Consider the following 22,378-nt stretch of genomic DNA (forward strand, 5'->3'; position numbering starts at 1 on the left):
CGCCGTCGGCGAGCGTCAGCCGCGCCCCCTCCCGCCCGGTCACGGGCTGCGCCACCACCTCGGCCCCGGCGGCGACGGCCAGCGCCTCCTCGGCCCGGCGCATCGCGCGCGGATCGATCACGCCGCCCGAGGGATCGAAGACCGCGACACTGCCCGCGGGCAGCGCGAACATCGGCGCCCGCGCCGCTAGCGCCGCCCCCTCCAGCCGCTCATGCACCAGCCCCAGCCGCGCGGCCGAGCCCGTCACCGAGGCCATCATCCCCGCCATCGGCCCCTTTGTGGGCCCCGCCATCATCGCGCCGCATTGCGTGAAGAAGCCGATCCCGCTGCGCGCCTCGAGATCCCGATACCGCGCCATCGACCGCGTCGACAGCCGCGCCCAGACCGGATCTTCGGCGATCCCCCGCGTGATCCGCCCCGCATCGTGGAAACTGCCGAACGGCCCGTCATGTGCCACGGGGTCTTCGGGCTCGTCCGGCCCCACCAGCATCACGCGGCACCCCGCCTCGGCCAGGTGCCGCGCACAGGCGCTGCCCATCAGGCCGCGACCGACGACGATGATATCCGCGCGCCTCACTCCGACCTCCGGCTCGATGACGACCGTGGTGTGATCCGTATTTTTGGAAAGATGAAGGACAATTCGACTAAAATGCGCCGGGCCCCTTCATCTTCCTCCAAATACGGACGGCGACCGGTCCGCCACGGGCGCGCCGTTCCGGTCAGGAGCGGATCGTCTCCAGCAGCAGGTGAACGTTCTCCGGGTCGGCCTCGGGCGTGATGCCATGGCCGAGGTTGAAGATATGCGGCCCGCCCTTCAGCGCATCGACGATGCGGCGCGTCTCGTCCACCAGCGCCTGCCCGCCGGTGATCATGTGCTTCGGGTCGAGGTTGCCCTGCACGCAGCTGTCGGGCTGCAGGTGTTCGGCCGCCCATGCCGGATCGACCGAGGTGTCGATGGCCAGCCCGTCCGCGCCGACGGCTTTGGCGAAGCCCACGTATTTCTCGCCCGCTTCCCGCGGGAAGGCGATGACCGGCAGGCCGGGGTGACGGCGCTTCAGCTCCGCCGTGATCCGCTTCGCAGGCTCCAGCGCGTAGCGGTCAAAGGCCTCGCCCTTCAGCGATCCCGCCCAGCTGTCGAAGATCTTGACCACCTCGGCACCCGCCTGCACCTGGCAATCCAGGTATTCGATCGTGGCCGCGGTCAGAAGCTCCATCAGCGCGTCGAATGTGGCCGGGTCACCCTGCCGCAACGCGTGCGCAGGGGCCTGGTCGGGCGTGCCGCGGCCCGCGATCATGTAGGTCGCCACCGTCCAGGGCGCCCCGGCAAAGCCGATCAGCGTCGTCTCCTCGGGCAACTCGCGCGACAGGATGCGCACCGTCTCGTAGACGGGCGCGAGGTGGTCGTGGATGTCGTCCTTGCCCTTCAGCGGGGTCAGCCCCTCGGGGCCGGTGATGGTGGACAGGCGCGGTCCCTCGCCGGTGACGAACCACAGGTCGGCCCCCAACGCATCGGGGATCAGCAGGATGTCGGCAAAGAGAATCGCCGCGTCGAACCCGTATTTCCGGATCGGCTGCAGCGTCACCTCGGCGGCGAGGTCGGAATTGTAGCACAGCGACAGGAAATCCCCCGCCTGCGCGCGCGTCGCGCGATACTCCGGAAGGTAGCGCCCCGCCTGCCGCATCAGCCAGACGGGCGGCACATCCATCGCCTCCCCGGCGAGGGAACGCAGCAGTTTCTTCCGGCCGGTGGGGGGCGCGTCAAACATGGGAATTGTCCTTCGGTCGTTTGCGGGACAGGAATTGTCCGCGCAACAGAGTCTGTCAACCCGAAGGCGATTGTCAAGCAAAGTTGACAGGTATAGAAAGGCCCCATGACGATCGACCTCCCCACCCCCGCCCAACCGCTCCGCATCGGCACCCGTGGCTCGCCGCTGGCGCTGGCGCAGGCGCATGAGACGCGCGGCCGCCTGATGGCCGCCTTCGACCTGCCCGAAGCGGCCTTCGAGATCGTGGTGATCAAGACCACCGGCGACGACCGCAGCCTGATCGACGCCGACATCGCGTTGAAGACGCTGGGCGGCAAGGGTCTCTTCACCAAGGAGATCGAGGAGGACATGCTGTCAGGCAAGATTGACATCGCCGTCCACTCCATGAAGGACATGCCGGTGCTGCAGCCGCCGGGCCTGTTGCTCGACACCTACCTCCCGCGCGAGGATGTGCGCGACGCCTTCGTCTCGCTGCATCACGACAGCCTCGCCGCGCTGCCCGAGGGGGCGGTCGTCGGCTCCTCCAGCCTGCGCCGCCGGGCGCAGCTGGCCGCACGCCGCCCCGACCTGCGCGTGGTCGAGTTCCGCGGCAACGTGCAGACCCGGATGAAGAAACTGGGCGACGGGGTCGCCGATGCGACCTTCCTCGCCATGGCAGGCCTGCGCCGCCTCGGCATGACCGAGGTGGTGAAATCCGCCATCGCCCCCGAGGACATGCTGCCCGCCGTGGCGCAGGGCGCCATCGGGATCGAGCGTCGCGCGGATGATACCCGCGCCGCCGCCATGCTCGAGGCGATCCACCACGGCCCCACCGGCCAGCGCCTTGCCGCCGAGCGCGCCTTTCTCGCCGGGCTCGACGGTTCCTGCGAGACGCCCATCGCGGGGCTGGCGGAACTGGACGGCGGCACGCTGCGCCTGCGCGGCGAGATCCTGCGCCCCGACGGCTCCGAGGTGCTGACCGACGACCAGAGCGCCCCCATCGAGGATGGCGCGGCGCTCGGTGCCGAGATGGCGCGCGCGATGCGGGCGCGGGCGGGCGAGGATTTCTTCGACTGGATCACGGCCTGATCCGGGTGTGATCCGGGCCTGATCGGCCGGGCGGGGGGCTGCCCGGTTGCCGCCCCGGCCCCGACGTGCTTTCTATCGCGCGTGTCACCGCAAGGCGGTGAGGTGCTTGAATGGGGCGAAGCGGATGCAGATCGAGCAGACAGGTCTTCCCGGTCTCCTGGTGATCACGCCGCGCCGCTTCGGCGATGCGCGCGGCTTCTTCGCCGAGACCTGGAACAGCGACAGGTTTGCCGAGCATGGCATCACCACCGGGTTCGTGCAGGACAACCATTCCCTCTCGTCGCAGCCCGGCACAGTGCGCGGGTTGCATTTCCAGACCCCGCCGCGCGCGCAGGCCAAGCTGGTGCGCTGCGGGCGCGGGGTTCTGTTCGACGTGGCCGTCGACATCCGCCGCGGTTCGCCGAGTTACGGGCGCTGGTTCGGCATCGAGCTGAGCTTTGAGAACGGCCGCCAGCTGATGATCCCCGCGGGCTTCGCCCATGGTTTCGTCACCCGCGCCCCCGAGACCGAGATCATCTACAAGTGTTCCGACATCTACGCCCCCGAGACCGAGGGCGCGTTGCGTTTCGACGACCCCGACATCGGCATCGACTGGGGCATGGGCGACACCGCGCCGATTCTGTCGGACAAGGACGCCGCCGCGGGCGGTTTCGCGGGCTTCGACAGCCCCTTCACCTTTGACGAGACGAACGAGGGGGCGGGCGCATGAAGCTCATGGTCACCGGCGGCGCGGGCTTCATCGGGTCCGCCGTGGTGCGGCTTGCCGTGGCGCGCGGGCACTCGGTCGTGAATGTCGACAAGCTGACCTATGCCGCCTGCCTCGACAATGTCGCCAGCGTGGCCGAAAGCCCGCTCTACGCCTTCGAACAGGCCGATATCTGCGACCGCGCCGCGATGGACCGCATCCTTGCGGCGCATCGCCCCGATGCGATCATGCATCTCGCCGCCGAAAGCCACGTGGACCGCTCCATCGACGGGCCGGGCACCTTCATCGACACCAACATCACCGGCACCTACACGCTATTGGAAGCCGCCCGCGCCCACTGGACCGCGCAGGGCAAGCCCGAAAGCTTCCGCTTCCACCATATCTCGACCGACGAGGTCTATGGCACGCTGGGCGAGACGGGTCTCTTCACCGAAGACACGCCCTACGCCCCCAACAGCCCCTATTCCGCGTCGAAAGCCGCCTCCGATCACCTTGTCCGGGCGTGGCACGAGACCTATGGCCTGCCGGTTGTCCTGACCAATTGTTCCAACAACTACGGCCCCTTCCACTTCCCCGAGAAGCTGATCCCGGTCGTGATCCTCAACGCGCTGGCGGGCAAGCCCATCCCGGTCTACGGGCAGGGCCTGAATGTGCGCGACTGGCTGTATGTCGAAGATCACGCCGACGCCCTGCTGCTCGTCTGCGAGAAGGGCGCGCTTGGCCGCAGCTACAACATCGGCGGCAACAACGAGCGTCGCAACATCGACCTTGTCCGCACCATCTGCGCCCTGCTGGACGAGCGCCGCCCCGAAAGCGCGCCCCATGACCGGCTCATCACCTACGTCACCGACCGCCCCGGCCATGACCTGCGCTACGCGATCGACGCAAGCCGGATCACGTCGGAACTGGGCTGGCAGCCCTCCGTCACGGTTGAGGAGGGGCTGGCCAAAACCGTCGACTGGTATCTCGCCAACGAGGACTGGTGGCGCGCGCTTCAGGCCCGCGACGGGGTGGGCCAGCGCCTCGGCAAGGCGGGCTGAGGCATGAGCGTGCTCGTCTTCGGCCGCTCCGGGCAGGTCGCCACCGAGCTGCGCGCGCACGCGCCCGTCACCGCGCTGGGCCGTGACGCCGCCGACCTGACCGACCCTGACGCCTGCGCCGCCGCGATCCGCGCCCATGGCCCCCGCGCCGTCATCAACGCCGCCGCCCACACCGCCGTCGACCGCGCCGAGACGGAAGAAGACCTCGCCACCACGATCAACGCCGATGCCCCCGCCGCCATGGCGCGGGCCTGTGCCGACCTGGGCATCCCCTTCGTCCATATCTCGACCGATTACGTCTTCGCGGGCACCGGCGCGGCACCTTGGCAGCCGGGCGACGCAACCGCGCCGCTTGGCGCCTATGGCCGCTCCAAGCTGGCGGGCGAAAACGCGGTGCGCGCCGCGGGCGGCCCCCATGTGATCCTGCGCACGTCCTGGGTGGTCTCGGCCCATGGGCAGAACTTCGTCAAGACGATGCTCCGCCTCGGGGCCGAGCGTGAGCGCCTGACCATCGTCGCCGACCAGGTCGGCGCGCCGACGCCCGCCCGCGCCATCGCGGCGGCCTGCCTGTCCATGGCCGACCAGCTGACCGCCGACCCGGCGAAATCCGGCACCTACCATTTCGCGGGCACGCCCGACACCTCCTGGGCCGGCTTCGCCCGCGAGATCTTCGCGCAGGCGGGCCTGTCCTGCGACGTGATCGACATCCCGACCTCGGACTATCCCACCCCCGCCAGGCGCCCGCTCAACTCGCGCCTCGATTGCAGCGCCACGACCACGGCCTTCGGCATCGAACGCCCCGACTGGCGCGCGGGCCTTGGCGACATTCTCCAAACCCTCGCCTCGGAAGGACAATCCTCGTGACCCAACGCAAGGGCATCATTCTGGCTGGTGGCTCGGGCACCCGGCTCTACCCGGTGACGCTGGGCGTCTCCAAGCAACTCCTGCCGATCTACGACAAGCCGATGATCTACTACCCGATCACCGTGCTGATGCTCGCGGGTATCCGCGAGATCGCCATCATCACCACCCCGCAGGACCAGGAGCAGTTCCAGCGCACGCTCGGCGACGGTGGCCAATGGGGCCTGAGCCTGAGCTATATCGTCCAGCCCAGCCCCGACGGGCTGGCGCAGGCCTATCTGCTGGCGCGGGATTTCCTGAACGGTGCGCCCTCGGCGATGGTGCTGGGCGACAACATCTTCTTCGGCCACGGCTTGCCGCAGCTCCTGGCCGAGGCCGATGGGCAGGCAACCGGCGGCACCGTCTTCGGCTATCATGTCGCCGATCCCGAGCGCTACGGCGTGGTCGATTTCAGCGCGGACGGGTCCGTGAACGCGATCATCGAAAAGCCCGAGCACCCGCCCTCGAATTTCGCCGTCACCGGCCTCTATTTCCTCGACGGCACCGCCCCCGAGCGCGCCGCGACGGTCCGCCCCTCGGCCCGCGGCGAGCTCGAGATCACCTCGCTTCTGGAGACCTACCTTGCGGATGGCGCGCTGCGCGTCAGCCGCATGGGCCGCGGCTATGCCTGGCTCGACACCGGCACCCACGGCAGCCTGCTGGATGCCGGGAACTTCGTCCGCACGCTCGAGGAACGGCAGGGCATGCAGACCGGCTCCCCGGACGAGATCGCCTTCAACCAGGGGTGGATCACCGCCGAGGAACTGTCCCAACGCGCTGCGATCTTTGGCAAAAACGATTATGGCCGCTATCTTCTGTCGCTGATATAACACACGGGCGGCCCGCCGGGCCGGTGTTCAGAGTGTTGTCGTTCGAGTTGCGCCGCCGGTGTTTTATCGCCTTTACGCCCTCTACCTGCGCTACGTCGCGCATCACGCGGACCGGCTTGGCGGGTTTTCCATGCCGCGCGACCGCGGCCGGCGGCTGGGCCATATCGAGGAGATCAGGCGCGCCGACGGCACCACCCGCATCGTCGGATGGACCGGCGCACCCGAGCTGCGCCTGAGCTGGCCCGAAGGCTCGACCAGCGTCACGCCGACGATCGCGCGCCCGGACGTGACCCGGCGCTTCGGCCTGCCGCTGCAGTCCGGTTTCGAGATCGAGGCCCCCGAGGGGCAGCGCCCGCTTGTCCTGCATGTCCCCACCTCCGGCGGCCGGGTGCTGGACCTGCCGGTGCCCCATCCCGCCGATCCGCCGACGCCCCGCGCGTTGCGGCGGCTGCGCCGGGCCTTCGTGCTCGACCTGCTGTTCGCGCTGCCGGCGGCGCTGCGCTGGCTCGCCACCCGCGACCCGTCCGCCCGCGCGCGGATCAAGCACGCCTTCGGGCTCGAGGCCGTGGCCGTGGCCCTGCCGCTCGATGCGCGCTATTTCACCGGCCGTCCGGTTCCGCGCTCGGACAAGCCGGTGACGGTGATCCTTCCGGTTCACAACGCCTTCGACCTGCTGCCCGAGATGCTCCGCCGCCTCGAGGCGCATACCGATTGCCCCTGGCACCTCGTCATGGTCGAGGATGCCTCGACCGATGCCCGAGTGCGCCCTTTCTTGCGCACCTGGGCCGAGGAACGCCGCAGCCATGTCACCCTGATCGAGCTGCCCGAGAACCTCGGCTTCGTGGGCGCGGTCAACCGCGCGCTCGAGGCCGTCGCCGCCGGTGCGCGCGCCCGTCCGGGGCCGGGCCATGTCATCTTGCTGAACTCCGACGTGATGCTGCCGCAGGGCTGGGCCTCGCGGCTGCTCGCGCCCTTCGACGGCGACCCCTCCATCGCCTCGGTCACGCCGATGTCGAACGACGCCGAGATCTTCTCGGTCCCCACCATCTGCGAGTCGCTGCCGCTTCCCGACGGCATGGTCGACCGGATCGACGCGGTCGCCCGCGCCCTGTCGCAGCCTGCGCGCCTGCCCTCCGCACCGACCGGCGTCGGCTTCTGCATGGCCATGAACGCCCGCTGGCTCGCGCGTGAGCCGCGCCTCGACACCGCCTTCGGCCGCGGCTACGGCGAAGAGGTCGACTGGTGCCAGAAAACCCGCCGCGCGGGCGCGCGCCATGTCGGCCTGCCCACGCTGTTCGTCGAGCATCGCGGCGGCCAGAGCTTCGGCCGCGAGGCCAAGGCCGCCCTCGTGCTCAAGGCCAACGCCGCCATCGCCCGGCGCTACCCGACCTATGACCTCGAGGTGCAATCCTACATCGGCCGCGACCCGCTGCGCAGCCCGCGCCTTGCGCTCGCCGTGGCGCTCGCGGGCGAGATGAGCCTCGACGCGCTGCCGCTTTTCCTCGCGCATTCCATGGGCGGCGGCGCCGACCACGCCCTGAACGCCGAGATCGCGGCCCGCACCGCGCAGGGGCAATATGCCCTCGTCCTGCGCGTCGGCGGCCCGCACCGCTGGCAGCTCGAGGTGCATGGCCCCCACGGCACCCTCAGCGGCACGACCGGCAGTCTCGACCATGTCCGCCGCATGCTCGACCCGGTTCCGGCGCTGCGCATCGTCTATTCCTGCGGCGTCGGCGACCGCGACCCCGTCACGCTCCCCGAGGCGCTCCTGTCGCTAGACCGCCCCGACAGGCCCACCCGTGTCGAGGCGCGGCTGCATGATTACTTCCCGGTCAGCCCGTCCTATTGCCTGCTCAACGCCGATGGCCGCTACCGCGGGCCGGTGCGGGCCGACACCACCGACCCCGCCCACACCAGCCCCCGGCCGCAGGGCCGCGTCGCCTCGCTGCGCGAGTGGCAGGCGGCCTGGGGCCGCTTCCTGTCGCGTTGCGACGAGATCACCGTGTTTTCCGAATCGAGCCGCTGGCACCTGCTGGAAACCTACCCCGGCCTGCACGGCCGCGTCGCCTACCGGCCCCACGCGATGATCGAGCGGATCCCGCGCATCCACGCCCCCGGACACGGGGCCTCGGCCGCCGGCACGGTCGCGGTGCTGGGCAACGTCAACCTGCAAAAGGGGGCGGGCGTGCTGACCGCCCTCGCCGACCGCATCGCGCAGCGCGGCACCGGCCCGCGGCTGGTGCTGATCGGCAACATCGACACCGCCTTTTCCCTGCCGCCCTCGGTCAAGCTGCACGGCAGCTACGCGCGGTCCGATATCGCCGATCTCGCGGAACGCTACGGGGTGACGGCGTGGCTCGTGCCCTCGATCTGGCCCGAGACCTTCTCCTTCGTCACCCACGAGGCGCTGGCGACCGGCCTGCCGGTCTACGGCTTCGACATCGGCGCCCAGGGCGAGGCGCTGAGGCGCGCGCCCAACGGCATGGCGATCCCCTTCGACCCCGACGCCGACCACGCCGCGGCGATCCTCGCGGCCTTCGACAACCGCGCCCCCGGCTGGGTCGAGCCGGGCACGCCCTCGCCCCGCGCCCTCGACGAGGCCGCCGAGTAACGCCCCCGCAACCGGCGGCGCTACCCCTCGGCCGGATCGTCCCGGTCGTGGCCGCGGCAGGCCGCCGCCAGAACCTCGCGGTAGGCGGCGCGAAAGGCGTCGTTCGTCGCATCGGCCTGCTTGGCAAGCCGGGTCTCCGAAGGCTGCCAATCGGGGCAGGGCTGCCCGATCTCCTGCATCACATGGCGCAGCGTCTCGGCCGGGTGGCTGACCAGCGCCTCGTAGGTCACCTCGGTGACCGCAAGGCCGAAGGCTTCGAAGATCATCGGGAAAAGTGCATCCTCGCGGACCACCGCCGCGACCTGCCGCGTGATCCGGTCCGCGTCATACCGCGGGGTGACCTGGGTCTCGACCGGGGTCAGGCTGGTCCATTTGCCGGTCTGCCACGCGATCTCGCGCGAAATCGCCTGCCCGACCACGTCACGCCGGCGGATATGCACCACCCGCAATCCGCCCTCGTGCATCTCGGGGATGCGGCAGCGCAAGAGCATCAGCAACTGGTCCCAGGACGCCTTGACGCCAAAGGGCACGCGATGCCGCTCGGCCAGCTCGGTGAAATAGCCGGGGAAGGTCTCGACGCCCCAGGCCTCGCATCGGCGCGCGACCGTGTCGGCATTCAACGCCTCGCCCAGCCCCGCCACGCGCCCGGTCGAGCGCATGAGTTCCGCAAGATGGTTCGATCCGCTGCGATTGGTGAAGGCGATCACGACAAGCGGATGCGGGATCACAGGGCCGCTGCCCTCCCAGCAAAGCTTGCCGTCGAACACCGCCTCGATCTCCTGCTGGTGCATCCCGGTGTCGCCGAGCTGCGCAAGAAAGAGGTCTGCATACTGCATGTACTGTCCCGTCGCGGTCCTGCCGCGGCCGCTTGCCAAAGCAATAGACGACGCGGCGCAGCTTGAAAAGTCAAAGGCCCCGGATCGGGGGCTTGACCCTCCAGTCACTGGAAGGCCTATGTCCCTCCCATCGAACCCGGAGGGCAGCATGCCGCGCGATACCCAGCACAAGACCCGGCGCTATGCCGTGGACAACCTCACCTGCGGCGGCTGCGTTGCGCGGGCCGAGGCGGCGCTGGCGGCCGTGCCCGGCGTCGTGTCGGCGCAGGTGAACCTTGCCACGCGCCGCGCGGATGTCGTCACCGACGACGGCTTCGACGCCACGGCGCTGGATGCCGCGATGCGCGGCGCGGGCTACCCGGTGCAGCCCACCGGAGGCCGCGAGCTTCGCGTCGCGGTCGCCAACATGACCTGCGGCGGCTGCGCCTCGCGCGCCGAAACCGCGCTCAACGCCCTGCCCGAGGTGCTCGAGGCGCAGGTCAACCTCGCTCTCAAGCGCGCCGATATCCGGCTCGCCGAGGGGGCCGACCTCGCTCGCGTCGAGGCCGCGATGAAGGCCGCGGGCTATCCCGTCACCCCGCTCGACCCGCCCGAGACGGCCAACAGCGACCCCGACACGCCCGAGGATGAAACAGCCCCGCTCCGCCGCGCCTTTCTCTGGGCCGCGGCGCTGACCCTTCCGGTCTTCGTGATGGAGATGGGCGGCCACCTGGTCCCCGCCTTCCACCACTGGCAGATGCAAACCTTCGGCACCTTCCGCCTGCATCTCGTGCAGTTCCTGCTGACCACCGCCGTCCTCTTCGGACCGGGCCGGGTGTTCTTCCGCCTCGGTGTGCCCGCGCTGATGAAAGGCGCGCCCGAGATGAACAGCCTTGTCGTCCTCGGCGCGGGTGCCGCCTGGATCTGGTCCACCGTCGTCACCTTCGCGCCGCAGGTGATCCCCGAAACCGGCCGCTTCGTCTATTTCGAGGCCGCCGCCGTCATCGTCACCCTGATCCTTCTGGGCCGCTGGCTCGAGGGGCGCGCGCGCGGTCAGGCGGGTGCCGCGATCCGCGGCCTCATGGCGCTCCGCCCCGACACCGCCTTGCGCGTCGAGAATGGCCAAGAGACCGAGGTGCCGCTGTCCGACCTGCGCCGCGGCGACCTTGTCCGGCTCAAGCCCGGCGGCCGCGTGGCCGTCGACGGCGAGGTGGTCGAGGGTGAGACCTACATCGACGAGGCGATGCTGACCGGCGAACCCCTTCCCGTCGCCAAGCGCGCGGGCGACCCCGTCTCCGCGGGCACCGTCAACGGCACCGGCACGCTGCTTTACCGCGCCACCGCCGTGGGGGCCGACACCGTGCTCGCGCGCATCGTCGCCATGGTCGAGGACGCACAGGCCACCCGCCTGCCGGTGCAATCGCTGATCAACCGCGTGACCGCGATCTTCGTGCCGGTGGTGCTTGTCATCGCGCTGCTCGCTGCGGGCGCGTGGCTCGCCTTCGGCCCCGAGCCGGCCAAGGCGCTGGTGATCGGCGTTTCCGTCCTGATCATCGCCTGCCCCTGCGCCATGGGCCTTGCGACCCCCGTCTCGATCCTCGCCGGCACGGGCCGCGCCGCCGAGCTGGGCGTGCTCTTCCGCAAGGGCGACGCCTTGCAAGACCTCTCCCGCGTCACCCTCGTCGCCTTCGACAAGACCGGCACCCTGACCGAGGGGCGGCCCTCCGTCACCGCCATCGCCCCCACCAGCGACTGTGACGAGGCCACGCTCCTCACCCTCGCCGCCGGGGCCGAGGCGGCGTCAGAGCATCCGCTCGCCCGCGCCATCCTCTCCGAGGCCCGCGCCCGCGACCTGACGCCTGCCCGCACCGACAGCTTCGAGGCCGTCACCGGCGGCGGCGTCATCGCCATGATCGAGGGTGAAACCCTCCGCCTCGGCTCCCGCGCCTTCCTCGAAGCCGAAGGCGTCGCCGTCCCCCCCACCGATCCCGGCCCCGCGACCGAGGTGCATGTCGCCCGCGGCGCGCTCTACCTCGGCCACCTCGCCCTTTCGGACAAGCTCAAGCCCGAAGCCGCCCGCGCCGTCGCCGCCCTCAAGGCCCGCGGCGTGACCGTGGCGCTTCTCTCCGGCGATGCCGAGGGGCCGGTCGACGCCGTCGCGCGTGAACTGGGCATCGACGAAGCCCACGCCCGCCTTTCCCCCGCCGCCAAGCGCGAACAGGTCGCGGCGTGGCGCAAGCAGGGCCTGAAGGTCGCCTTCGTCGGCGACGGCCTCAACGACGCCGCCGTGCTGGCCGAGGCCGATGTCGGCATCGCGCTGGGCACCGGCACCGACGTGGCGATCGAGGCGGGCGACGTGGTGCTTGTCTCGGGCGCGCCCACCGGCGTGGCCACCGCGATGGAGGTCTCGCGCCGCACCCTGCGCAACATCGCGCAGAACCTCGTCTGGGCCTTCGGCTACAACGTCGCGCTCATCCCCGTCGCCGCGGGCCTTCTGGCCCTGCTCGGTGGCCCCTTCCTCAACCCCATGCTGGCGGCGGGCGCGATGGCGGCAAGCTCCGTCCTCGTCGTCCTCAACGCCCTCAGACTGCGCCGGATGGAGGCCGCATGAACATCGGAGATGTCGCCCAGGCCGCGGGCCTGCCCGCCAAGACCATCCGCTATTACGAGGATATCGGCCTGATCGCGCCCGACCGCAGCGCCAACGGCTACCGCCGCTTCACCGCGGCCCACCTCCACAAGCTCGCCTTCATCGCCCGCGCCCGCGGCCTCGGCTTCTCCATCGAGCAATGCCGCACCCTGCTCGCCCTCTACGAGGACCGCGACCGCGCCAGCGCCGACGTCAAGGCGCTCGCCGAAACCCACCTGGCCGAGATCGACGCCAAGATGCGGGAACTCTCCGAGATGCGCCGAACGCTGGCCGATCTCGTCCACGCCTGCGCGGGCGATCACCGCCCCGACTGCCCGATCCTCACGGGCCTCGCCGCCCCGGTCGAGACCGATTGAACCCCGCCCGCACCGGGCGTAGGGTCGCCCCACATCCCCCACCCGGTGCGCCATGTCCCCGCTTCGCGGCATCACCCTCAAGATCCTGTCGGTCTGCGTCTTCGTGGCCATGGCCTCGATCATCAAGGCCACTTCCGACAGCATCCCCCCCGGTCAGGCGGTGTTCTTCCGCTCGCTCTTCGCCATCCCCGTCATCGGCGTCTGGCTGGCGATGCGAGGCGAGCTGCACACCGGGCTGACCACGCGAAACCCCATGGGCCACGTCTGGCGCGGGCTGGTCGGCACCTCCGCCATGGGCCTCGGCTTCGCCGGCCTCGGCCTCCTGCCGCTGCCCGAGGTCACCGCCATCGGCTATGCCGCGCCGATCCTCGTGGTGATCTTCGCGGCCATGTTCCTCGGCGAACAGGTGCGCCTCTTCCGCCTGTCGATGGTGGCGCTCGGCATGGCCGGCGTGCTCGTCGTCCTCAGCCCCCGGCTGCAACTCGACCCCGCTGCCGCCGACACGCGCGAGACGCTGGGCGCGGTCCTCGTCCTGCTCTCGGCGGTCTGCGCCGCGCTGGCGCAGGTCTTCGTGCGCAAACTGGTCCAGACCGAGACGGTCTCGGCCATCGTCTTCTACTTCTCGATCACCGCGACGGTCCTGTCGCTCCTGACCCTGCCCTGGGGCTGGACCCTTCCCGAACCGCAGGTGCTGGCGCTGCTGATCTGCGCGGGGCTTCTGGGCGGGGTGGGGCAGATCCTGCTCACCTCCAGCTACCGCCACGCCGACGCCTCGCTGATCGCGCCCTTCGAATACGCCTCGATGATCCTGTCCATCGCGGTGGGCTACACCGTTTTCGGCGAGGTGCCGGGCGCGGCCACCCTCGCGGGGGGCGCCATGGTCGTGACCGCCGGTATCCTCATCATCTGGCGCGAGCGCCAGTTGGGGATCGAACGCGCGCGCCAGCGCAAGGCGGGCCCGAGCCAGCCGTAACAGGCCTAACTCCGCTGGCTCCGCCGATAGGCCGCCTCGACCGCGTTGCCCTGCCGCGCGATCATGCCCTGAAGCCGCTGCAACACCTTGCCGCGCGCCAGCTTCATGGTCTGCAGCAACAGCCGCGCGGTCAGCGTGTTGGCCGACAGCTCCAGCACCAGCGCGACCCGCGTCACCTCGGCCGACAGGGGGATGAACTGCATCTCGTGGCGGCATTCCATCCCGCCGATGCGGCTTTCGATCACGCACAGCTCGTCGGGAATCATCTGCGTCACCCGCGAGGCGATGGCCCGCGCCTTGCCCCTCACGGTGACCTCGCCGCGCCACTCGACACCCTCGGCCGCCTGCGTCCAGTTGCCGACCCGTGTCACCCGCGCGCCGCGTCCGCGCGCCTCGTCCTCGAACCCGGAGAAATCCGTGAATTGCCGCCACACCAGATCCTGCGGCGCGTCCACATCCTCGGAAACCTTGAATTTCATCCTGCACCCTTACCCAGACACCCGTTACGCCGCCCGCAACATCCCGCGTCATCCCGCGATCCCGACGCCCGGTCAACCGGCGTCAGCCCACAGTCAGCCCACCGTCAACCGACCGTCACCGACTGCCACAGCGCGTCCGCGCCGACCGTTTCGCCCTCGACCAGATGCGCATAGGGCTCCCAGTAATCCGGGAACAGCTGGAAGGCGACATCGGTCCGGCAGATCTCGAGGATTTCCAGCTGTACATCCTCGTCCAGTGCGAAGAAATCAAGCTTCGCCCCACCGGTCTGCAGCCGCGGCATCCGGGCCTGCGCGCCGCAGGCCGCGTTCACGAAATCCGCCAGCTCGTCGACCTCTTCCAGCCGGAAGATCCGCTCGTAGAACCCCGCATCCGTCCCGACGAAGGCCTGCTGCTTCAGGAAATGCCGCGCCATGGGCTTCGAGCATTGCAGGTAGCCGATGTAATTCTCGACAAAGGTCGAGATATCCGGGTCCGGCGGCAGCCCCTGCTGCAACAACTCGCGCCCGGCCGCCTCGATCGACAGCTCGCGGTAATGCAGCACCCGGTTGGAATAGCCCGACAGGAACCGCCGGACCGGGTCGCGCAGCAAGGCGAACGTCCGGTAGCCCTCGATGGCGGCGTGATCCACCCGGTTGAACCGGTAATTCGCCGTCAGCTTGTTCGCATCGACCGGCTGCCCCTGCACCGAGTAGTTGCGGAATGGAAAGCCGTTCTCGACATGGAAGAGGAAGGCCCTCAGCGACGTTCCCCCGGCCTTGGGTGAGAAAAAGAACGCCATCCGCTGCGCGGGCATGATGTATGGCATGACCTGACCCCTACTCGATACGCCTGATATCTCTTGTTTTCCATCACTCTAGCAGACAAGCGCCGCACCCGACAACAGGGCAGGTGCCGCGCCGGGCGCAGCTGTGGCAGCTGTGGCGGTGGGCGGCAGGGGCGGCCCGCTGCGTCAATCCAGCCGGTCCGCCAGCCAGGCCTCGAGCAGGAAATGCGCGATCGCGCCGCGGCGCGCGGGCCGGATCTCGGGGTGGGTGCCGGCAAAGACCGTCAGCATCTCCGAGCGGCTCACCCAGCGCGCGGCCTCGATCTCCTCGGGGTCGATCTCGATCTCGTCGCTCACCGCCTCGCCCCGGCAGCCCATCATCAACGAGGCCGGAAACGGCCAGGGCTGAGCCGCCAGGTAGTCGACCGCGCCCACCCTGACGCCCGTCTCCTCCAGCACCTCGCGGCGCACCGCGGCCTCGATGGTCTCGCCCGGCTCGACGAAGCCCGCCAGCAACGAGAACATCCCCTCGGGCCAGCCGGGCGAGCGGCCCAGAAGCACCCGCTCGCCGCGGGTGATCAGCATGATGACCACCGGGTCGGTGCGCGGGAAATGATGCGCGCCGCAGGCGCCGCAGCGCCGTTGCCACCCGGCTTCCGCGATCTCGGTGGGCGCGCCGCAGCGCGCGCAGAACCCGTGGCTCCGGTGCCAGTTCAGCAGCGCCCGCGCCGTCGCCGCCAGCTCCGCGTCGCGCGCCGACAGCTGCGTCATCACCGCGCGCAGCTCACGAAAGGCGGTGCCGTCTCCGGCCTCGGGATGGCGCTGCACCGTGGGGTCGAGAAACGCGCCGATCTGCGCCTCGTCCACCGGCTCCTGCGGCTCCCAGCCCGAGATGTCCTGCGCAAAGATCGCCGCGCCCTCGATCCGGCCAAGAAACAGCGGTTCTTCCTCCGCCGCCGTCAGCACCCCGTGCCCCGCGGGCACCAGCGCCAGCCGGCAGCCCCCCTCGGCCGGGTCGCCCGCCACCAGCGGCTTGCCCCGCCAGACCGGCAGGATGCCCGCCCCCGCCGCCAGTTCCCCCGCCAGCGCCGCCGCGTCGCGCCGCTCTGCCGCCGAGCGGTCCAGGTCCGAACCGCCGAATGTCACCCCGAACGCATGTCGCATCGCCTATCCTTTCACCGCTCCCTCGCCATGGGTATGGCGCGTCGGCCACAGTGGGCGCAATCCATCCCGAAATCCATGGGCTTGCCCGCGATGCGGTTTGTGGTGGCCCGGCCACCTCGAATAGTTGTGACTGGAAAGGTTTGACACGCAATGGTCGTCACGCGGACACTGCAGGGACTTCCGGCCGACCGCGACGGGCGCGCGGCGCTGCTCGACCTGCGCCTTCTGGCCAGTTCCGACCTGCACGCCCACCTGTGCCCGTTCAACTACTTCACCGACCGCCGCGACGATGGCGTCGGCCTTGCCGGCCTTGCCGACCTGATCGCGCAGGCCCGAGCCGACTGCCCCAACACGCTCCTGCTGGACAATGGCGACACGCTGCAGGGCGCGCCGCTCGGCGATGCCGCCGTCTCGGATCTCCTGCCCGAGGGCAGCGCCCACCCGATGATCGCCGCGATGAACGCGCTCGGCTACGACGCCGCGACGCTCGGCAACCACGATTTCGACTTCGGCCTCGCCGCGCTGGAGCGCGCCCTTGCCGACGCGCGCTTCCCGGTCCTGCTCGCCAACGCGACCCGGTCCGGCGGCGCGCCCTTCCTGCCGCCCCATGTCATCCTCGAGCGCAGCCTCACCGACCGCGCCGGCCGCGCGCACAGCCTGCGCATCGGCCTCACCGGCGTCGTGCCGCCGCAGCTGGCGCAATGGGGCCACGCCCATCTCGCCGGGCGGATCGAGGTCGCGCCCATGCTCCCCGCCGCCGCCCGCGCCACCGCCAGCCTGCGCGCCGCGGGCGCGGATCTTGTCATCGTCATGGCCCACAGCGGCCTCGGCCAGCCCGACGCACCGCCCGATGCCGAGAACGCCGCCCGCGCCATCGCCCGCATCGCCGGGGTCGATGCCGTGATCGCCGGACACAGCCACGGCGTCTTTCCGCCCGAGGGCCTCGCTCGCCACGACCCCGGCGCGGCGGCGCTGGTGCAGCCGGGCTGCAACGGCTCGCATCTCGGCCAGATCGACCTCGTCCTGTCGCGCGACCGCATCTCCGACCGCTGGACCGTCTCCGCCGCCACCAGCCGCACCACCCCCGCCCCCGGCACCCCGCCGCCCAAGACCCGCCAGCCGCGCGCGCTGCGCGACCAGCTGTCGCGCGCCCATCGCATGACCCGCAGCTATGCCGCCCGCGTCATCGGCCGCAGCGCGGTCCCGCTCGAGACCTATTTCAGCCTCCGCGCGCCCTGCGCCGCGACCCAGCTGATCGCCGACGCGCAGCGCGCCGCCGTGCAGCCGGTCATCGCCGCCGATCCGGCGCTGGCCGCCCTGCCGCTGCTGTCGGCCACGACGCCCTTCAAGGCCGGCGGCCGCGGCGGGCCCTCGGCCTACACGGATGTTCCGGCCGGCCCGCTGCTCTTGCGCCACGCGGCCGACCTGTATGGCTACACCAACGGCCTTGCCCTGCTGCGCGCCACCGGCGCACAGCTCCGCGACTGGCTCGAGCGCAGCGCATCCGCCTTCCACCGGATCGAGCCCGGCGCGCCGGGGCCGCAACCGCTGATCGACCACGCCTTCGCCAGCTACAATTTCGACCGCATGGACGGGCTGCTCTACGAGATCGACGTCAGCGCGGCCGCGCGCACCAACGCCGAAGGCGACATCCTCCATGACGGCCCCGGACGCATCCGCAACCTGCGCCACCGCGACGGCAGGCCGGTGGCCGAGAGCGACAGCGTCCTCGTCGTCACCAACACCTACCGCGCCGCGGGGGGCGGGCATCACGCCGCCGCCGCCACCTGCGAGCTGATCCATGAGGCAGCCGATCCCGTCCGTGACCGGCTCGTCGCCCATATCGCCGCCAGCCCCGCGCCGCTTGCGCCCTCCGTCCCGCCCGGCTGGTCCTTCACCCCGCTCGGCGGCACCCCCGTGATCTTCGAGACCGGCCCCGGCGCCCTGCGCCATGATGCGCGCGCGCAGGCGCTCGGGCTCTCCCAAAAGGGGAAATCCCCCGCGGGCTTCATGCGCTATCTGCTGCACATCTAGCCGCTTTCGGGCGGTCTGCACAAAAAACTGGCGCGTGCTGCGACAATCGCGCAGTCTGCCCCAAGCCGCGCCGATGCGGGGGCAACGCTCTGTTGACCTCGGACGGGCGCGCCGATGATGTGGCGCAGCCTCAAGGCGAATGTGCTGCCAAGCCGAAGGAGAGACCGCTTGTTCACCCGTGCCATTCCGACCCTCGCCGCCGCCCTGATCGCCGCGACCCCGCTCGCCGCGCAGGACACCACGATCAACTTCGCCCTCGACTGGCGTTTCGAAGGGCCCGCCGCGCCCTATTTCCTCGCCATCGACAACGGCCATTTCGCCGCCGAGGGCCTCTCGGTCGAGATCGCCGCGGGCCAGGGCTCGCTCGACGCGATCCCCAAGGTCGCCTCGGGCGCCTTCCCGCTGGGCTTCGCCGACATCAACAGCCTCGTGCGCTTCCTCGACCAGAACCCCGGCGCGCCCGTCACCGCCGTGATGATGGTCTATGACAGCCCGCCCTTCTCGATCGTGGGCCGCGTCAGCCAGGGCATTTCCGGCATCGAGGACCTCGAGGGGTCCATCCTCGGCGCGCCGCCGCCCGATGGCGCATGGGCGCAGTTCCCGATCCTCGCCGCGGTGAACGACATCGACGTGTCGACCATCACCGTGGAACCCGTCGGCTTCCCCACCCGCGAGCCGATGCTGGCCGAGGGCAACGTGGACAGCGTGACCGGCTTCAACTTCTCCTCCTACCTGTCGCTCGCGCGGCTGGGCGTGCCCGAGGATGACATCACCACGATCATGTTCTCCGATCACGGCGTCGCGCTCTACGGCAACGCGGTGATCGTCAACACCGACTTCGCCGAAGCCAACCCCGAGCTCGTGACCGGCGCGCTGCGCGCCATCGCCCGCGGTGTCGCCGACGCCATCGCCGATCCCGCCGCAGGCGCTGCCGCGGTGATCGACCGCAACCCCGCCGGCGACGTCGAGCTGGAAACCCGCCGTCTCCAGCTGGCGCTCGATGCCAACATCCTGACCGACTACGTGATCGAGAACGGCATGGGCAACATCGACGCCGACCGCATGGCGCTGGCGCTCGAGCAGATGCAGCTCACCTACGAGTTCCAGGGCGAGGTCGACGCGTCGCTCTACTTCACCGACGCCTACCTGCCCGAGGCCGAGGTGCTGATGATCGCGCCCTGAGCGCGGCAGCCCACGTGATCCCGGCGGGCCTGTCACCCGGCAGGCCCGCCGGACCCGCGTATGCACGCGGTGTGTACGGGGTGTGCACGCGCTGTGACTTGCCCTGACCGCCCAGCCCGTTAACCATGGCCTTGCACAAATCCCACATGTGTTGACGCGCCGTTTACCACTCGAAAGCCCCCCCGGATGCAGACTGACCCCTCCCATTACATGATCGAACTGCGCGAGGTGACCCACGCCTACAAGACCAAGGCGGGTCCGCTTCCGGTGCTGGACAACCTCTCGATCAAGATCCCCGAAAACAGCTTCTGCGCCGTGGTCGGCCCTTCGGGCTGCGGCAAGTCCACGCTGACGCGGCTGGTGTCGGGCCTGATGAAGCCGAACGAGGGGCAGGTCTGGCTGCACAACAAACTCGTGACCTCGCCGCGCCCGACGGTGGGCATGGCCTTCCAGAACCCCGTTCTGCTGGAATGGCGCACGATCCTGCAGAACATCCTGCTGCCGCTCGAGATCGTCAAATCCCCCATGTCCAAGGCCGAGGCCGTCGAGCGCGCGCATCACCTGCTCGACCTCGTCGGCCTGACCGGCTTCGCCGAGAAACGCCCCTCCGAACTGTCCGGCGGGATGCGCCAGCGCGCGAGCCTGTGTCGCTCGATCATCCACAAGCCCGACGTGCTGATCCTTGATGAGCCCTTCGGCGCGCTCGACGCATTCACCCGTGAAGACCTGTGGTGCACCATGCATGACCTGCGCGCGCAGGAGCCCTTCACATGCCTGCTAATTACCCATGATCTAAGGGAATCCGTCTTCCTCGCCGATCAGGTCGTGGTCATGTCCGGGCGCCCCGCCCATGCGCAATACGTGCTCGACGTGGACATCCCCGGCAAGCGCACGCTCGACGATCTCTACGCGCCCAAGGCGGTCGAGATGCTGGCCACCCTCCGCCACCAGATCCAGGTCGCGCAGGGCCGGACGACGGACGAGGACGCGCCGCCGCCGCCACCGAAACCGGCCCGTAGCCAACCCATTCCGGGGGCGATGCAATGAACGACACGGCCCGCAAGATCCTCGCGCCCACGCTCTTCATCGTGGCGATCCTCGGCTTCTGGGAATGGGCGGTCTGGTATAACGACCTCCCCGATTTCCGCATGGCCAGCCCCTCGGACCTGATCCCGCGCTACGTGCAGTTCTGGGACCTGTTCCTGGTGAAATCCTGGGAAACCCTCTGGCGCACGGTGGTGGGCCTCGGGTTGGCCGTGGTGGTCGGCACGCTGATCGGCATGGTGATGGGCTTCTCGCAATTCGCGCGCGAGGGGCTCTACCCGATCCTCGTCGGCTTCAACGCCATCCCCAAGGCCACCGTCGTGCCCATCGTGGCGCTGATGTTCGTGGGCCAGCATGACTTCAACACCGTGCTGATCGCCTTCATGATCAGCTTCTTCCCCATCGCCGTCTCCGTCTCCATCGGTTTGTCGACCTTGGAACCGGAATACCGCGACATCCTGCGGTCGCTAGGCGCTTCGAATTTCACGATTTTCTGGAAGATCGCCCTGCCCAAGACCCTGCCGGAGTTCTTCGGCGCGCTGAAAGTCGCGGTCACCCTCGCTTTCATCGGGACCAACCTGATGGAGATCGTCAGCCCCCATGGCCGCGGCCTTGGTGACCTGTTCGACAGCGGGCGGATCAGCGCGGATTACCCGCTGATGTTCGCCGTCCTCTTCGCGCTGGCGGCACTCGGCATCCTGCTGTTCTACGTGGTGGTCTTCCTCGAGCGCATCTTCGCCGGTTGGGCGGAACGGTCGCCCGGCTGACACCAGCCGGACGACCGATGTCTCAGCGCGACAGAACGCGGATGCGGCTCAACACCTCGCCGCGGTCGACGTAGCAACCCTGCAGGTGGCGATGCCCGGTCGCGGGGTCGAAGGCCTCGCGCCCGTGCAGCACGCGGCGGTTGTCGAAGACGACCATCTCGCCCGCTTGCAGCTTCAGCCGCACCTGGAACGCCGGATCGCGCGTCAGTGCCATGAAGGCGCGATAGGCGCGGTAATAGGCGGGCATCACCGCGGCCTCCATGTCGAAGACGCCGGCCAGATGCGCGTTCCACTTGATCTCGTGGACCTCGCCGTCATGGGTCAGGTTGATGACCGGGCGGTGGATGCGGATGTCGACCTCGCCGTCATGGAAGCGGAAGGGGATCGGCACCCGCGCCAGCAGGTCGAAGGCCTCGGGGTCTTCGGCGCGCAGCGCCTCTGCCATCGCCACGCCATCGGCAAAGACCGATCCGCCGCCCGCGGCCTCGTTGGCGATGCAATGCAAGAACTGGTAGCCCGGCGGCAGCTCCTGGTTGGCGAGGTCGGTGTGCAGCGGAAGTGCCAGCGCCGTGTAGGCGAGGTTGTTGGGGTTGGGCTTGCTGATCACCTCGAAGGCGGTGCCGAAATTCGTCTGCCGGAGAAACCCGATCCGCTCGGCCAGCGCCAGCCCCGCGCCCGGTTCCTTCGCCACGCCTTCGACAATGGTCAGCCCGCAGGCGACCGTGTCGCGCAGCCAGTCCAGCAGCGCGGTGTCATCCGCGGCAATGCGCGCGCCGTGGTGGCGGGGCACGGTGAACCCGGCGCGCCAGGTGACATGCGGCAGCTCGGCAGGGTCCGCCACCGGGGTGCCCGGCCCGTGCCGTTCCAGCCAGTCGAGCGCAATGCGGCTTTCGCCGCCATCCGCCCAGTGCAGGACCAGCCCGCCCTCGCCAAGCTCGGCCGCGGTCGCCTGCGGCTCGGGGTCGATGGACAGAAGGTCGGTCACCCGCTCCTGCGTGTCGGGATGCAGGCCGGCGGGGTCATTGTCGCGCAGCCAGATCAGGGGGAAGTCGCGGGCCGTGCCATCCGGCCAGCGCAGCCCGACGGTATCGCGCCCAAGCGCGATCTCGAAAGTCGAAGTCATGTTCGATGTCCTTTGGTGGTGTCGTGGTCGGTCAGGATCACGCGCCGAGCGGCGGCGGCCACCATTGTTGCGTCTTGCCATAGGG

Annotated in this window: 20 protein-coding genes; 13 read left to right on the forward strand and 7 right to left on the reverse strand. The window is 69.9% G+C overall.

Annotation, left to right across the window (positions count from 1 at the left end; translation table 11 throughout):
* Window positions 1–577 (reverse strand): FAD-dependent oxidoreductase (locus QQK83_RS06690; RefSeq protein WP_284262836.1); only part of this gene is annotated, 577 nt, incomplete at its 3' end.
* A 142-nt stretch (window positions 578–719) separates the two neighbouring features.
* The gene (gene hemE / locus QQK83_RS06695) at window positions 720–1,766 is read right to left on the reverse strand and encodes a uroporphyrinogen decarboxylase (RefSeq protein WP_284262839.1); all 1,047 of its coding nucleotides are present in this window, start codon (window positions 1,764–1,766) and stop codon (window positions 720–722) included.
* A gap of 105 nt (window positions 1,767–1,871) precedes the next feature.
* On the opposite strand from hemE, the gene hemC reads away from it, so the two are divergent.
* The 6 genes from hemC to QQK83_RS06725 all read left to right on the forward strand — a co-directional run bounded on the left by hemC (window position 1,872) and on the right by QQK83_RS06725 (window position 8,921).
* A complete protein-coding gene (hemC, locus tag QQK83_RS06700) occupies window positions 1,872–2,834 on the forward strand; it encodes a hydroxymethylbilane synthase (protein WP_284262841.1) in 963 nt (320 codons plus the stop codon).
* 124 nt (window positions 2,835–2,958) lie between these two features.
* Window positions 2,959–3,543, forward strand: a complete 585-nt coding sequence (rfbC, locus tag QQK83_RS06705) for a dTDP-4-dehydrorhamnose 3,5-epimerase (RefSeq protein ID WP_284262843.1) — start codon at window positions 2,959–2,961, stop codon at window positions 3,541–3,543.
* On the forward strand, window positions 3,540–4,580 hold the full coding sequence (rfbB, locus tag QQK83_RS06710) for a dTDP-glucose 4,6-dehydratase (protein ID WP_284262845.1): 1,041 nt from the start codon (window positions 3,540–3,542) through the stop codon (window positions 4,578–4,580). The genes rfbC and rfbB overlap by 4 nt, the downstream gene beginning before the upstream one ends.
* Before the next feature lie 3 nt (window positions 4,581–4,583).
* Window positions 4,584–5,444 carry a dTDP-4-dehydrorhamnose reductase gene (gene rfbD / locus QQK83_RS06715; RefSeq protein ID WP_284262847.1) on the forward strand — a complete coding sequence of 287 codons (861 nt, stop codon included), beginning with the start codon at window positions 4,584–4,586 and terminating at the stop codon, window positions 5,442–5,444.
* Window positions 5,441–6,310 (forward strand): glucose-1-phosphate thymidylyltransferase RfbA, encoded by an 870-nt coding sequence (rfbA, locus tag QQK83_RS06720; RefSeq protein ID WP_284262849.1) that lies wholly within the window; start codon window positions 5,441–5,443, stop codon window positions 6,308–6,310. The genes rfbD and rfbA overlap by 4 nt, the downstream gene beginning before the upstream one ends.
* Before the next feature lie 58 nt (window positions 6,311–6,368).
* On the forward strand, window positions 6,369–8,921 hold the full coding sequence (locus QQK83_RS06725) for a glycosyltransferase (protein WP_284262851.1): 2,553 nt from the start codon (window positions 6,369–6,371) through the stop codon (window positions 8,919–8,921).
* A 20-nt stretch (window positions 8,922–8,941) separates the two neighbouring features.
* Here the strand turns inward: QQK83_RS06725 and QQK83_RS06730 are convergent, their stop codons facing one another.
* Window positions 8,942–9,757: a Stf0 family sulfotransferase gene (locus QQK83_RS06730; protein WP_284262853.1), complete on the reverse strand. Its 816-nt coding sequence runs from the start codon at window positions 9,755–9,757 to the stop codon at window positions 8,942–8,944.
* A 148-nt stretch (window positions 9,758–9,905) separates the two neighbouring features.
* Between QQK83_RS06730 and QQK83_RS06735 the strand changes: the two genes are divergently transcribed.
* From QQK83_RS06735 to QQK83_RS06745, 3 genes are read left to right on the forward strand one after another with little or no spacing between them, the layout of a single operon-like run.
* Window positions 9,906–12,347 (forward strand): heavy metal translocating P-type ATPase, encoded by a 2,442-nt coding sequence (locus QQK83_RS06735; RefSeq protein ID WP_284262856.1) that lies wholly within the window; start codon window positions 9,906–9,908, stop codon window positions 12,345–12,347.
* Window positions 12,344–12,742: a Cu(I)-responsive transcriptional regulator gene (gene cueR, locus QQK83_RS06740; RefSeq protein ID WP_284262858.1), complete on the forward strand. Its 399-nt coding sequence runs from the start codon at window positions 12,344–12,346 to the stop codon at window positions 12,740–12,742. Before QQK83_RS06735 ends, cueR begins: the two co-directional genes overlap by 4 nt.
* 52 nt (window positions 12,743–12,794) lie before the next feature.
* Complete coding sequence (locus tag QQK83_RS06745) at window positions 12,795–13,715, forward strand: DMT family transporter (RefSeq protein ID WP_284262860.1); 921 nt, start codon at window positions 12,795–12,797, stop codon at window positions 13,713–13,715.
* A gap of 5 nt (window positions 13,716–13,720) precedes the next feature.
* Here QQK83_RS06745 and QQK83_RS06750 read toward each other — a convergent pair whose 3' ends face one another.
* The 3 genes from QQK83_RS06750 to nudC all read right to left on the reverse strand — a co-directional run bounded on the left by QQK83_RS06750 (window position 13,721) and on the right by nudC (window position 16,143).
* Window positions 13,721–14,194, reverse strand: coding sequence for an SRPBCC family protein (locus QQK83_RS06750; RefSeq protein ID WP_284262862.1), 474 nt, complete (start codon window positions 14,192–14,194; stop codon window positions 13,721–13,723).
* Between the two features lie 104 nt (window positions 14,195–14,298).
* Window positions 14,299–15,021: a sulfotransferase family 2 domain-containing protein gene (locus tag QQK83_RS06755; RefSeq protein WP_284262865.1), complete on the reverse strand. Its 723-nt coding sequence runs from the start codon at window positions 15,019–15,021 to the stop codon at window positions 14,299–14,301.
* Window positions 15,022–15,165: 144 nt separating this feature from the next.
* A complete protein-coding gene (nudC, locus tag QQK83_RS06760; RefSeq protein ID WP_284262867.1) occupies window positions 15,166–16,143 on the reverse strand; it encodes an NAD(+) diphosphatase in 978 nt (325 codons plus the stop codon).
* A 150-nt stretch (window positions 16,144–16,293) separates the two neighbouring features.
* On the opposite strand from nudC, the gene QQK83_RS06765 reads away from it, so the two are divergent.
* The 4 genes from QQK83_RS06765 (at window position 16,294) to QQK83_RS06780 (ending at window position 21,170) form a co-directional block, all read left to right on the forward strand.
* Window positions 16,294–18,177: a bifunctional 2',3'-cyclic-nucleotide 2'-phosphodiesterase/3'-nucleotidase gene (locus tag QQK83_RS06765; RefSeq protein WP_284262870.1), complete on the forward strand. Its 1,884-nt coding sequence runs from the start codon at window positions 16,294–16,296 to the stop codon at window positions 18,175–18,177.
* A gap of 168 nt (window positions 18,178–18,345) precedes the next feature.
* Window positions 18,346–19,359, forward strand: a complete 1,014-nt coding sequence (locus QQK83_RS06770) for an ABC transporter substrate-binding protein (RefSeq protein ID WP_417750340.1) — start codon at window positions 18,346–18,348, stop codon at window positions 19,357–19,359.
* Between the two features lie 186 nt (window positions 19,360–19,545).
* Window positions 19,546–20,406, forward strand: a complete 861-nt coding sequence (locus QQK83_RS06775; RefSeq protein WP_284262872.1) for an ABC transporter ATP-binding protein — start codon at window positions 19,546–19,548, stop codon at window positions 20,404–20,406.
* Window positions 20,403–21,170, forward strand: coding sequence for an ABC transporter permease (locus tag QQK83_RS06780; protein ID WP_284262874.1), 768 nt, complete (start codon window positions 20,403–20,405; stop codon window positions 21,168–21,170). The genes QQK83_RS06775 and QQK83_RS06780 overlap by 4 nt, the downstream gene beginning before the upstream one ends.
* Window positions 21,171–21,192: 22 nt before the next feature.
* Here the strand turns inward: QQK83_RS06780 and QQK83_RS06785 are convergent, their stop codons facing one another.
* Window positions 21,193–22,293: a TauD/TfdA family dioxygenase gene (locus tag QQK83_RS06785; protein WP_284262876.1), complete on the reverse strand. Its 1,101-nt coding sequence runs from the start codon at window positions 22,291–22,293 to the stop codon at window positions 21,193–21,195.
* Window positions 22,294–22,378 lie beyond the last annotated feature (85 nt).

Source organism: Roseicyclus amphidinii, assembly GCF_030163755.1.
Classification (GTDB): Bacteria; Pseudomonadota; Alphaproteobacteria; order Rhodobacterales; family Rhodobacteraceae; genus Roseicyclus; species Roseicyclus amphidinii.